The sequence below is a fragment of the Enterobacter sp. DVT3837 genome (assembly GCF_056238685.1).
Window position 1 is genome coordinate 1,327,731 of sequence record NZ_JBWDLA010000001.1, and the last position, 13,032, is coordinate 1,340,762.

12 protein-coding genes are annotated in these 13,032 nt (G+C 54.5%); 8 read left to right on the forward strand and 4 right to left on the reverse strand.

Translation table 11 applies throughout. The features are described 5' to 3' along the window. Positions 1-20 precede the first annotated feature (20 nt). On the forward strand, positions 21-617 hold the full coding sequence (gene slmA / locus AC0XWG_RS06460; protein ID WP_028017855.1) for a nucleoid occlusion factor SlmA: 597 nt from the start codon (positions 21-23) through the stop codon (positions 615-617). Between the two features lie 41 nt (positions 618-658). Here slmA and pyrE read toward each other — a convergent pair whose 3' ends face one another. Both pyrE and rph read right to left on the reverse strand, forming a co-directional pair. Then, positions 659-1,300, reverse strand: a complete 642-nt coding sequence (gene pyrE, locus AC0XWG_RS06465) for an orotate phosphoribosyltransferase (protein ID WP_028017854.1) — start codon at positions 1,298-1,300, stop codon at positions 659-661. Positions 1,301-1,368: 68 nt separating this feature from the next. Continuing rightward, the gene (gene rph, locus AC0XWG_RS06470) at positions 1,369-2,085 is read right to left on the reverse strand and encodes a ribonuclease PH (protein ID WP_028017853.1); all 717 of its coding nucleotides are present in this window, start codon (positions 2,083-2,085) and stop codon (positions 1,369-1,371) included. A 125-nt stretch (positions 2,086-2,210) separates the two neighbouring features. On the opposite strand from rph, the gene AC0XWG_RS06475 reads away from it, so the two are divergent. Then, entirely contained in the window at positions 2,211-3,074 is an 864-nt protein-coding gene (locus tag AC0XWG_RS06475) for a YicC/YloC family endoribonuclease (protein WP_028017852.1), read from the forward strand. A 205-nt stretch (positions 3,075-3,279) separates the two neighbouring features. Then, a complete protein-coding gene (locus AC0XWG_RS06480; protein WP_028017845.1) occupies positions 3,280-3,897 on the forward strand; it encodes a trimeric intracellular cation channel family protein in 618 nt (205 codons plus the stop codon). Positions 3,898-3,899: 2 nt separating this feature from the next. Here AC0XWG_RS06480 and ligB read toward each other — a convergent pair whose 3' ends face one another. Continuing rightward, positions 3,900-5,570 (reverse strand): NAD-dependent DNA ligase LigB, encoded by a 1,671-nt coding sequence (ligB, locus tag AC0XWG_RS06485; protein WP_208595157.1) that lies wholly within the window; start codon positions 5,568-5,570, stop codon positions 3,900-3,902. 250 nt (positions 5,571-5,820) lie between these two features. On the opposite strand from ligB, the gene gmk reads away from it, so the two are divergent. Genes gmk through recG form a run of 5 tightly spaced genes read left to right on the forward strand, consistent with a single transcriptional unit; the run spans position 5,821 to position 11,687 of the window. Further along, on the forward strand, positions 5,821-6,444 hold the full coding sequence (gmk, locus tag AC0XWG_RS06490) for a guanylate kinase (RefSeq protein ID WP_028017843.1): 624 nt from the start codon (positions 5,821-5,823) through the stop codon (positions 6,442-6,444). A 54-nt stretch (positions 6,445-6,498) separates the two neighbouring features. Beyond that, positions 6,499-6,774 (forward strand): DNA-directed RNA polymerase subunit omega, encoded by a 276-nt coding sequence (gene rpoZ, locus AC0XWG_RS06495; protein WP_000135058.1) that lies wholly within the window; start codon positions 6,499-6,501, stop codon positions 6,772-6,774. A 19-nt stretch (positions 6,775-6,793) separates the two neighbouring features. Then, complete coding sequence (gene spoT / locus AC0XWG_RS06500; protein WP_028017842.1) at positions 6,794-8,908, forward strand: bifunctional GTP diphosphokinase/guanosine-3',5'-bis pyrophosphate 3'-pyrophosphohydrolase; 2,115 nt, start codon at positions 6,794-6,796, stop codon at positions 8,906-8,908. 4 nt (positions 8,909-8,912) lie between these two features. Then, positions 8,913-9,602 (forward strand): tRNA (guanosine(18)-2'-O)-methyltransferase TrmH, encoded by a 690-nt coding sequence (gene trmH, locus AC0XWG_RS06505; protein ID WP_475680473.1) that lies wholly within the window; start codon positions 8,913-8,915, stop codon positions 9,600-9,602. Positions 9,603-9,605: 3 nt separating this feature from the next. Then, a complete protein-coding gene (gene recG, locus AC0XWG_RS06510) occupies positions 9,606-11,687 on the forward strand; it encodes an ATP-dependent DNA helicase RecG (protein WP_475680474.1) in 2,082 nt (693 codons plus the stop codon). Positions 11,688-11,689: 2 nt separating this feature from the next. Here the strand turns inward: recG and gltS are convergent, their stop codons facing one another. Further along, positions 11,690-12,892, reverse strand: a complete 1,203-nt coding sequence (gltS, locus tag AC0XWG_RS06515; protein ID WP_475680475.1) for a sodium/glutamate symporter — start codon at positions 12,890-12,892, stop codon at positions 11,690-11,692. Between the last annotated feature and the right edge of the window lie 140 nt (positions 12,893-13,032).

Here is a 13,032-nt window from a genome sequence, read left to right on the forward strand (position 1 = left end):
TTTCAGGGGTATTTTGTAACATGGCAGAAAAACAAACCGCGAAAAGGAATCGTCGCGAAGAAATACTTCAATCTCTGGCTCTGATGCTTGAATCCAGCGATGGCAGTCAACGCATCACCACCGCGAAACTGGCCGCTTCTGTAGGCGTGTCTGAGGCGGCGCTGTATCGTCATTTTCCCAGCAAAACCCGGATGTTCGACAGCCTGATCGAGTTTATCGAAGACAGCCTGATCACTCGCATCAACCTGATTCTGAAAGACGAAAAAGACACCACCGCGCGTCTGCGTCTGATTGTGCTGTTAATCCTTGGCTTTGGTGAACGCAATCCGGGCTTAACCCGTATCCTGACCGGTCACGCACTGATGTTTGAGCAGGACAGACTGCAGGGCCGCATTAACCAGCTTTTCGAGCGTATTGAAGCGCAACTGCGCCAAGTTCTGCGTGAGAAGAAAATGCGTGAAGGGGAAGGTTACAACACTGATGAGACGCTGCTGGCAAGCCAGATTCTGGCATTTTGTGAAGGGATGCTCTCCCGCTTTGTGCGTAGCGAATTCAAATACCGTCCAACGGACGATTTTGACGCCCGCTGGCCGTTAGTGGCTGCCCAATTGCAGTAACGCCGTTGGCCCGGTAAGCGTAGCGCTTCCGGGCAATAACATTACACGCCAAACTCTTCTCGATATGCGCGTACCGCTGCAAGATGGTCCGCCATCTCAGGCTTCTCTTCCAGATACGCAATCAGATCTTTCAGGGTGATAATCGACGTCACTTTACAGTTGTAATCGCGCTCCACCTCCTGAATGGCAGAGATCTCTCCGCGACCACGTTCCTGACGATCCAGAGAAATCAGCACGCCTGCAAGCGTCGCGCCATTGGCCTGGATAATTTCCATAGATTCACGAATTGCTGTGCCTGCAGTGATCACATCATCGACCAGCATGACGCGGCCCTGCAACGCGCTGCCGACCAGATTCCCACCTTCACCGTGGGTTTTGGCCTCTTTGCGGTTAAAGCAGTATGGCACGTCGCGGTCGTGATGTTCTGCCAGCGCCACCGCTGTGGTGGTCGCAATCGGAATGCCTTTATAGGCCGGGCCAAACAGCAGGTCAAAATCAATCCCGGAATCCACCAGCGCTTCGGCATAGAAACGGCCTAACAATGCCAGATCGCGCCCGGTATTAAACAGCCCGGCGTTGAAGAAATAGGGACTCTTACGCCCGGATTTCAGCGTAAATTCGCCAAACTTAAGTACCTGCTTGTTAAGCGCAAACTCAATAAACTGGCGCTGATACGATTTCATGGATTTGCTCCTTTGGTTTTTCTGTCTTACAGGCAAAAAAAAAGGCGACTCATTGGTCGCCTTTAAAATCAATTTTCTAACGCCGCCTTCTGCGTCGTTACGATAGATTCGATTCCCCCTCGGGCCAGAGCCAGCAAGGTAAGAAGTTCTTCATGGGTGAATGGCTCACCTTCTGCAGTGCCCTGCACCTCAATGATGCGACCGTCTTCGGTCATCACCACGTTCATGTCCGTCTCGGCAGCGGAATCTTCCACGTATTCCAGATCGCAAAGCGCTTCACCGTTAACGATACCCACGGAAACGGCTGCAACCATCCCTTTCATTGGATTGGTTTTCAGCTTACCGGCTGCAACCAGTTTATTCAGGGCATCGGCCAGCGCTACACAGGCACCGGTAATCGACGCCGTACGCGTACCGCCGTCTGCCTGAATCACGTCACAGTCAAGGGTAATGGTGTATTCACCGAGGGTTTTCAGATCAACGGCGGCGCGCAGCGCACGCGCGATCAGACGCTGAATCTCCATGGTACGGCCACCCTGTTTACCCTTTGCCGCTTCGCGGGCATTACGGGTATGGGTCGCACGCGGCAGCATGCCGTATTCAGCCGTGATCCAGCCCTGGCCCTGACCTTTCAGAAAGCGCGGAACACCTTCTTCAATAGATGCAGTACACAGTACTTTGGTGTCACCAAACTCAACCAGCACGGAGCCTTCAGCGTGTTTTGTATAGTTACGGGTCAGGGTGACGGGACGCACCTGATTGGCGCTACGACCTGCTGGACGCATGATGAATTCTCCGGCTTGAAACGAATGTGGCTGCGCATTATACGGATAAAGGACGCTTATTCCTATCCTGAGAAGCCCCCGAAAGCTATAATCCCCCCATCTCTCCTTTAAAAACGGGAATATCTATGATCCGCAGTATGACCGCCTACGCCCGGCGTGAAATCAAGGGTAGCTGGGGTAGCGCTACCTGGGAAATGCGCTCGGTAAACCAGCGCTATCTGGAAACCTATTTCCGTATGCCGGAGCAGTTCCGCAGCCTTGAGCCCGTCGTACGTGAGCGAATCCGTACGCGTCTGACGCGCGGTAAAGTGGAATGTAACCTGCGTTTTGAGCCTGATGCCAGCGCGCAGGGCGAACTGATCCTCAACGAAAAACTGGCAAAACAGCTCGTTAATGCAGCGAACTGGGTCAAAATGCAGAGCGATGAAGGCGAAATCAACCCGGTTGATATTCTGCGCTGGCCAGGCGTCATGGCCGCCGGTGAGCAGGACCTGGATGCCATTGCCGCTGAAATTCTCAGTGCCCTTGACAGCACCCTGGATGACTTTATCGTTGCCCGCGAAACCGAAGGTCAGGCACTGAAGGCGATGATTGAGCAGCGTCTTGAAGGCGTTAGCACTGAAGTAGCGAAAGTGCGCACCCATATGCCTGAAGTGCTGCAATGGCAGCGCGAGCGCCTGGTCGCCAAACTGGAAGAAGCCGAAGTTCAGCTGGAAAATAACCGTCTGGAACAAGAGCTGGTGCTGATGGCGCAGCGCGTTGACGTAGCTGAAGAGCTGGATCGTCTGGAAGCGCACGTTAAAGAGACCTACAACATCCTGAAGAAGAAGGAAGCTGTGGGCCGCCGTCTGGACTTTATGATGCAGGAGTTCAACCGCGAGTCGAACACCCTTGCGTCTAAGTCGATCAATGCCGAAGTAACCAACTCAGCGATTGAACTTAAGGTTCTGATTGAGCAAATGCGCGAGCAGATCCAGAATATCGAGTAACACCTTCCGGATGGCGTCGGATGGCGCCATCCATTATTATTTCTAATCCGTTACATGCCGGGATTTCTCATCTCACCACCATTCATAAGCCATTTACGGTAAGGCTTGATAATATTTTATATGGCAAACTGAATCGCCTTAGAAAATCTCAATCGTGATCTTGCGCACAAATCGCTAACCTCCCCACGTTCACTCCGGAGGTTATATGTTGCTTCACATTCTCTATATTATTGGTATCACCGCAGAGGCCATGACTGGCGCACTCGCCGCCGGACGTCGCCGGATGGACACCTTCGGTGTGATCATTATCGCCACTGCTACCGCATTGGGCGGCGGTTCTGTACGCGATATCCTGCTTGGTCATTACCCACTCGGTTGGGTTAAACACCCCGAGTATGTGATTATCGTGGCGACAGCCGCAGTATTAACCACCATTGTTGCCCCCGTTATGCCTCATCTGCGCCGCTTGTTCCTGGTGCTTGATGCACTGGGGCTGATCGTCTTTTCGATCATCGGAGCACAAATCGCGCTCGATATGGGTGAAGGACCTGTTATTGCCACCATTGCCGCGGTGATCACGGGCGTATTCGGAGGTGTACTGCGCGATATGTTCTGCAAACGCATTCCTCTGGTCTTTCAAAAAGAGCTGTATGCCGGCATATCCTTCGCAGCAGCAGTGCTGTATATCGCCCTGCAACATTACGTGTCGAACCATGATGTGGTGGTCATCTCCACGCTGCTGTTCGGCTTTACAGCGCGCATGCTGGCGCTGCGGCTGAAGCTTGGACTGCCTGTTTTTCACTACAAACACAGCGCTCATTGATGTCAAAATCCCTTGATGTGCTGCTCCGCTAGCCACTTTGCCAGCACATCTACCTGAGGCGCGTGCATCCAGTTAACGATTTGCCGCGCTTTCTCCTCTCCCGTCCCCGGCAAGGACTGCCAGTCCTTTTCATTACGCGCGCTCATCTTCTGCCAGGACATGTCCCCCATCGCCTTCAGCGAGGCCTGTGTCAGCGGCACACCCAACGCCATAAGCCAGCGAATAAAAGGTTGCTCACGCACCAGATTAAAGCGATGCCAGAGCGCTAACCCACGCGCAGCGGAAAACCCCGGCGTAGACTGCAGCTGCGACTGAGTTAATAACAGCCATGAGAAGAGATGTTCAAAATGATGTGCTTGCCAGAGTGCCCGCCATCCTGATTCTCCTAAACCTTCAATGTTGAATACCTGCTTTGAGCTGAGCCACGTCAACCGCGCAAAGAATTGTTCCATACACTCCGGTGAAGCATAAAAACAGCTCATTGAATGATAACGCGAGGGCGGAGGGAGTGGTTTTTGTCGGTCCGTTCCTCGCCAGACCACCTTATCAAACCGGGGGATACCCTGACCGGCCAGGCTAACCTGTATCTGATCGCCCGGGGCAATATCCAGACTCTGCCAACGACCGACCGATCCCAGGCTCACTCGCTGCACCTGTTTATCATCCAGTAGCACCGGTTCCAGCGCTGCTACAACGGAAATTTTGCCCGTTCGCCCCACGGTAAAACGAATATCACTGACCTCTGTTACCTGTGTTGCAGGGGAATATTTCCACGCGACAACCCAGTTACCTTCCCCGGGCAACCAGTTTTCACCCTGGGGAGAATCTGCGGATCGCACTACAATGCCATCCGTGGCAAAGGGTAATGCCGTGTTTTGCCACGTTGAACGCTGTTTATCGACGCCTTCTACAGTCTCAACTGGCAAGGTATAGCGCGCCGTCAGAGGAAACCCTGCACTGGTAAGTTCAGACAACATGCTTTGCATATCTTTGGGTCCATCCGGCCAGGCCCAGATAAATATCCCTGTCTGTTTCAGAAGCGCGTTGTCCTTTTGCCGCATCATCGCACCCGCCACTTTTGCGCGTGCATTCAATCCCCCCATCTGTCGTTGAATGTGGTTTTCGCGCAACCAAAAAAGCTCCCCTTGCAGGACACTGTTTGCCAGCGCACCCGACACGTCTTGAGGGACTGACGGGATCAAACGCACTTGTGCAGTCCAGTCCTCACCTTTAAGGCCATTACCACGACTGATGGCCTGAATTAACTTTCCGTCACGATAGACCAGCGTCACCGCCACGCCATCGACTTTTGGCTGCATCCAGAGATTGTGCCGGGCATGCATCCACGTGCGAAGCGCCTCTTTACTGGCCACTTTATGGACCCCGGTATGGGCGACAGGATGTTTGATATTTCCCGTCAGGGCAGGAATGGCGGCATCCAGTGATTCACTGCCAAAACAGTGCTGCCACTGTTTTAACCGGCCGCTAAGCTGGTCGTATACCTCGTCATTGACCTCGCTAACGCCCTGTTTCCAGTAGGCATCATCCCAGCGTTTGATTTGCGCACTTAAGGACGCAATTTCTTTCTCTGCTTTTGCCTGTGACCACACCGGACACACAGCAACCCCATAACCACACCACAACAGCATTAACCCGCTTATCCATTGCCACATCTCAACCCTCCTTTGTGTTGCAGGAGGTATACCCGGATGCCTGACACAACGCTAACGTCAACGTTTCACAATGCGAGACGCTGTCCGGTATTTCTTTTGGTTGCTGAAAACCACAGATAAAACCTGAAAACGGCACGCAAAATTCAATATTCGAGGGGAAAAAGTGTGACAAAGACTACGTCACAGAGCGGTGACGTGTATAATAAGCCCGTATGTAGGACTTCTTCGCTAACACATACAAAAGACTCTCATGGCTCAAGGCACGCTTTATATTGTTTCTGCCCCTAGTGGCGCGGGTAAATCCAGCCTTATTCAGGCACTGTTAAAAACCCAACCGTTGTACGACACACAGGTTTCTGTTTCTCACACCACGCGAGCGCCGCGTCCGGGTGAAGTACATGGTGAGCACTATTTCTTTGTGAATCACGACGAATTCAGAGCGATGATTGGCAGAGACGCGTTTCTTGAACACGCAGAAGTGTTCGGTAACTATTACGGCACCTCGCGTGAAACCATTGAGCAAGTTCTGGCAACTGGCGTAAATGTGTTCCTGGATATCGACTGGCAGGGCGCACAGCAGATTCGCAAGAAGATGCCTGACTCACGCAGCATCTTTATTTTACCGCCATCGAAAGATGAGTTGGATCGCCGCCTGCGCGGTCGTGGCCAGGACAGCGAAGAAGTGATCGCAAAGCGTATGGAACAGGCAGTTGCAGAAATGAGCCATTACGCGGAATATGATTACCTTATTGTGAATGATGATTTTGATGCCGCGCTGAGCGATCTCAAAACCATTCTTCGCGCAGAACGTCTGCGTATGAGCCGCCAGAAGCAGCGACATGACGCATTAATCACCAAACTGTTGGCAGACTGAACCCACTTTCAGTATCATGCCCAGTCATTTCTTCACCTGTGGAGCATTTTAAGTATGGCACGCGTAACTGTTCAGGACGCTGTAGAGAAAATTGGTAACCGTTTTGACCTGGTGCTGGTCGCCGCGCGTCGCGCTCGTCAGATGCAGGTAGGCGGTAAAGATCCGCTGGTACCGGAAGAAAACGATAAAACTACCGTTATCGCGCTTCGCGAAATCGAAGAAGGTCTGATTAACAACCAGATTCTCGACGTGCGTGAGCGCCAGGAGCAGCAAGAGCAGGAAGCCGCAGAACTGCAGGCCGTAACCGCTATTGCTGAAGGTCGTCGTTAATTAAACCTGCGGGTCGCCCTTGTATCTGTTTGAAAGCCTGAATCAACTGATTCAAACCTACCTGCCTGAAGACCAGATTAAGCGTCTTCAGCAGGCGTATCTCGTTGCACGTGACGCTCACGAGGGCCAGACACGTTCAAGCGGTGAACCCTATATCACGCACCCGGTAGCGGTAGCCTGTATTCTGGCCGAGATGAAACTCGACTACGAAACACTGATGGCCGCTCTGCTGCATGACGTGATTGAAGATACCCCTGCCACTTACCAGGACATGGAACAGCTGTTTGGCAAAAGCGTTGCCGAACTGGTGGAAGGGGTCTCTAAGCTTGATAAGCTGAATTTCCGCGACAAGAAAGAGGCGCAAGCCGAAAACTTCCGCAAGATGATTATGGCGATGGTGCAGGACATCCGCGTCATTCTTATCAAACTCGCTGACCGTACCCACAATATGCGCACGCTGGGCTCACTTCGCCCGGATAAACGTCGCCGCATTGCCCGTGAAACCCTCGAAATCTACAGTCCACTGGCGCACCGTTTAGGTATCCATCACATTAAAACCGAGCTGGAAGAGCTGGGTTTTGAAGCGTTGTACCCGAACCGCTATCGTGTGATTAAAGAGGTGGTGAAAGCCGCACGTGGTAACCGTAAAGAGATGATTCAAAAGATCCTCTCGGAAATTGAAGGGCGTTTACAGGAAGCGGGAATTCCGTGCCGCGTCAGCGGTCGTGAAAAACATCTGTACTCCATCTACTGCAAAATGGTGCTCAAAGAGCAGCGTTTTCATTCGATTATGGATATCTACGCGTTCCGCGTGATCGTCCACGACTCCGATACCTGCTATCGCGTGCTGGGGCAGATGCACAGCCTCTACAAACCGCGCCCGGGGCGCATGAAAGATTACATCGCCATTCCAAAAGCGAACGGCTATCAATCTTTGCATACCTCAATGATCGGTCCACACGGCGTGCCTGTCGAAGTGCAGATCCGCACCGAAGATATGGACCAGATGGCAGAAATGGGTGTGGCCGCACACTGGGCGTATAAAGAGCACGGCGGTGAAAGCAGCACCACCGCACAAATCCGCGCACAACGCTGGATGCAGAGCCTGCTGGAACTTCAGCAGAGTGCGGGTAGCTCGTTTGAATTTATCGAGAGCGTTAAATCCGATCTCTTCCCGGATGAGATTTACGTTTTCACCCCAGAGGGTCGCATTGTCGAACTGCCTGCTGGGGCAACACCGGTCGACTTCGCTTACGCCGTGCATACCGATATCGGGCACGCCTGCGTGGGTGCACGCGTCGACAGACAGCCTTACCCGCTGTCTCAGCCGCTCTCCAGTGGCCAGACGGTGGAAATTATTACCGCACCGGGCGCACGTCCGAACGCGGCCTGGCTGAACTTTGTCGTGAGTTCTAAAGCACGCGCCAAAATCCGTCAGTTACTGAAAAACCTCAAGCGCGATGATTCGGTCAGTCTGGGACGTCGTCTGCTCAACCACGCGTTGGGCGGCAGCCGTAAGCTGGCTGAGATCCCGCAAGAGAACATTCAGCGTGAGCTGGAGCGCATGAAACTCGCCTCGCTTGATGACCTGCTGGCAGAGATCGGCCTCGGAAACGCCATGAGTGTAGTGGTAGCGAAAAATCTGCAACAGGGGGATGCCTCCGTTGCGCAGCCCGCTACGCAAAGCCACGGTCATTTGCCTATCAAAGGCGCAGACGGCGTGCTTATCACTTTCGCAAAATGTTGCCGTCCAATCCCTGGCGACCCGATTATTGCGCACGTCAGCCCGGGCAAAGGGCTGGTTATCCACCACGAATCCTGTCGTAACATTCGCGGCTACCAGAAAGAAGCCGAGAAGTTTATGGCGGTCGAGTGGGATAAAGAGACCGCACAGGAATTTATCACCGAAATTAAGGTGGATATGTTCAACCACCAGGGTGCCCTGGCGAACCTGACGGCAGCGATCAACACGGCCTCTTCCAACATTCAGAGTCTGAATACGGAAGAAAAAGATGGCCGCGTATACAGCGCCTTTATTCGTCTGACCGCCCGCGACCGCGTGCATCTGGCGAACATTATGCGCAAGATCCGCGTCATGCCGGACGTGATTAAAGTCACCCGAAACAGAAACTAGTTTTATGAATGCACAACGTTATGCACGTATCTGTGAGATGCTCGCCAGGCGTCAGCCAGACCTGACAGTCTGCATGGAGCAGGTCCATAAGCCCCATAACGTTTCTGCCATTGTCCGTACTGCAGACGCCGTCGGCGTGCATGAAGTGCACGCTGTCTGGCCGGGCTCCCGCATGCGAACCATGGTATCTGCCGCTGCAGGCAGTAACAGCTGGGTTTCTGTCAAACACCACCAGAGCATAGGCGAAGCCGTAACCCACCTGAAAGGGCGCGGTATGCAGGTACTTGCCACTAACCTGTCCGCTAAAGCCGTAGATTTCCGCGAGATCGACTACACCCGTCCGACCTGTATTTTGATGGGTCAGGAGAAAACCGGGATCACTCAGGAAGCACTGGATCTGGCGGATCGGGACATTATCATTCCGATGATCGGTATGGTTCAGTCCCTCAATGTTTCTGTGGCCTCCGCGCTTATTCTTTATGAAGCGCAGCGCCAGCGTCAGAATGCCGGAATGTACAAACGCAGCAACAGTATGCTGCCGGAAGATGAACAGCAGCGCCTGCTGTTCGAAGGTGGTTATCCGGTGCTGGCTCGCGTTGCGAAGCAGAAAAAATTGCCTTACCCCCACGTCAACGCGCAGGGCGAAATTGAAGCCGATGCCGAGTGGTGGGCCACCATGCAGTACGCCGGGTAAGCGATGAAAGGCCGCCTGCTGGATGCCATCCCGCTTAACAGCCTGACGGGCGTGGGCGCGGCGCAAAGCAATAAGCTGGCTAAAATCGGCCTGCACACCGTGCAGGATCTCCTGCTCCACCTCCCTCTGCGTTACGAAGACCGCACCCAGCTGTACAAAATTGGCGATTTGCTGCCTGCCATTTATGCCACCGTTGAAGGCGAAGTCCTGAACTGCAATATCACGTTTGGTGGACGCCGGATGATGACCTGTCAGATCAGCGACGGCACCGGTATTCTCACCATGCGCTTTTTCAACTTCAACGCGGCAATGAAAAACAGCCTGGCGACAGGTCGAAGAGTACTGGCCTATGGCGAAGCCAAACGCGGAAAATACGGCGCAGAGATGATCCACCCGGAATACCGCGTACAGGGCGATCTCAGCACACCGGAGCTGCAGGAAACACTCACCCCGGTTTACCCAACTACCGAAGGCATCAAGCAAGCGACGCTGCGTAAGCTCACCGATCAGGCCCTGGAGCTGCTGGATACCTGCGCCATCACCGAGCTGCTGCCGCCAGAGCTGGCGCAGGGCATGATGAGTCTGCCCGAGGCGCTGCGTACTCTTCACCGTCCACCACCATCGCTCCAGCTCAGCGATTTAGAAAGCGGCAAACACCCCGCCCAACGGCGTCTTATCCTTGAGGAATTACTGGCGCATAACCTGAGCATGCTGGCGCTTCGTGCGGGTGCGCAACGTTTCCATGCCCAGCCCTTAAGCCCGCATGATGAGCTCAAAGATAAGCTGCTGGCCTCGCTGCCGTTTAAACCCACCGGTGCACAGGCGCGGGTCACCGCCGAGATCGAACGCGATATGGCGCTTGATGTACCGATGATGCGCCTGGTGCAGGGCGATGTAGGCTCCGGAAAAACGCTGGTTGCCGCCCTGGCCGCCCTGCGCGCCATTACCCACGGCAAACAGGTGGCGCTGATGGCACCGACGGAACTGCTGGCCGAACAACACGCCAACAATTTCCGCGCCTGGTTTGCGCCGCTGGGCATTGAAGTGGGCTGGCTTGCTGGGAAGCAAAAAGGCAAAGCTCGCCTTGCACAACAGGACGCAATTGCCAGCGGTCAGGTACAAATGATTGTTGGCACACATGCCATCTTCCAGGAACAGGTTCAGTTTAACGGCCTGGCGCTGGTGATTATCGACGAGCAGCACCGCTTTGGTGTGCATCAGCGTCTGGCGCTGTGGGAGAAAGGTTTGCAGCAGGGTTTCCACCCGCATCAGCTGATCATGACCGCGACGCCGATCCCCCGCACCCTGGCAATGACCGCCTACGCCGATCTGGATACCTCCACCATCGACGAGTTGCCGCCGGGTCGTACACCGGTTACAACGGTCGCCATTCCTGACACGCGTCGCAGCGATATCATCGACCGCGTGCGCAATGCCTGCACTCACGAAGGGCGTCAGGCGTACTGGGTCTGCACGTTAATTGAGGAGTCTGAGCTGCTGGAGGCGCAGGCTGCAGAAGCGACGTGGGAAGAACTGAAACTGGCACTGCCAGAGTTGAAGGTGGGTCTGGTTCACGGACGTATGAAGCCCGCGGAGAAACAGGCGGTGATGCAGTCGTTCAAACAGGGGGAGCTGCATTTACTGGTTGCTACGACGGTCATTGAAGTAGGCGTCGACGTGCCAAACTCCAGCCTGATGATCATCGAAAACCCGGAGCGTCTGGGCCTTGCCCAGCTCCACCAGCTGCGCGGGCGCGTTGGCCGCGGCGCGGTGGCGTCCCACTGCGTACTGCTCTATAAAGCCCCACTGTCAAAAACCGCCCAGATGCGGTTGCAGGTGCTGCGCGACAGCAACGACGGTTTTGTTATTGCGCAAAAAGACCTTGAGATACGTGGCCCGGGAGAACTTTTGGGCACGCGGCAGACGGGGAATGCTGAATTCAAAGTGGCGGATTTGTTGCGCGATCAGGCGATGATCCCCGAAGTTCAACGCCTGGCTCGCCACATTCATGAACGCTACCCCGAACAGGCGGCAGCGTTAATAGAGCGCTGGATGCCGGAAACCGAACGTTATTCCAACGCCTGATCTCAGGCAAACATCGGCAGCATCAGGTACAGCTTAATCACCAGCGCGTTGACGATATCTATAAAGAACGCACCGACCATCGGTACCACCAGAAACGCCATATGCGATGGGCCAAAGCGTTCAGTGATCGCCTGCATGTTGGCAATAGCCGTTGGGGTTGCCCCCAGACCAAACCCGCAGTGACCCGCTGCCAGCACCGCCGCATCGTAGTTTTTCCCCATCATGCGCCAGGTAACAAACATCGCGTACAGCGCCATAAACAGTGCCTGCACCGCCAGAATGGCCACCATCGGCAGCGCCAGCGAGGCCAGTTCCCACAGTTTGAGGCTCATCAGCGCCATCGCGAGGAACAGCGACAGACAGACGTTGCCCAGCACTGAAACCGCACGTTCGAACACACGATAAAAACCCATCAGCGCCAGACCGTTGCTCAGGATCACCCCGATAAACAGCACGCAGACAAACGTCGGCAGTTCGAACGGGGAACCTGCCAGCCATTGCGCAACCATCTTTCCCACCGTCAGGCAGATGGCAATCATCGCGATGGTCTCAATCAGCACCAGTGAAGTAATGCTGCGCCCAACATCCGGTTTTTCGAATGCAGTCGGCACCAGCTCATCGTCCGGCCTGCCGTCCGGCGTGGTGGAGTGCTTCACCAGATAACGCGCCACCGGGCCACCAATCAGTCCACCCAGCACCAGGCCAAAGGTCGCACAGGCCATCGCCACTTCAGTTGCGTTTTCAAAGCCATAGCGCTCGATAAACAGCTTGCTCCACGCCGCGCCGGTACCGTGTCCCCCGGACAATGTAATTGACCCGGCCAGCAACCCCATCAGCGGATCCAGCCCCAGCAACGTCGCCATTCCGATGCCGATAGCGTTTTGCATCAGCAGCAGCCCCACCACCACTATCAGGAATACGCCGAGCACTTTACCGCCCGCCCGCAGGCTCGCGAGGTTGGCATTCAGGCCGATGGTGGCAAAAAAAGCCAGCATCAGAGGGTCTTTCAGGGACATATCAAAATCAATTTCCCAGCCCATGCTCTTTTTCAACACCAGCAGGGCCAGCGCTACCAGCAGGCCACCGGCGACAGGTTCGGGAATGGTGTATTTCTTCAGAAGGGAAACGCTATGCACCAGCTTACGGCCAAGCAGTAAGACCAGCGTTGCGGCAACAAGGGTCGACAACGTATCGAGATGAATCATAGAAGGCTCCTGTATTGCGCGTGTTCCATACACACGCGGCGTTATCCTGGGCCGGTTTGCGCTCTTCATGAGCCACCGGCGCAAAAAGTGTAATTTTTTTTCCCGATACGTTGTAGAAAACCTGCTCAAAGCGGCAGATT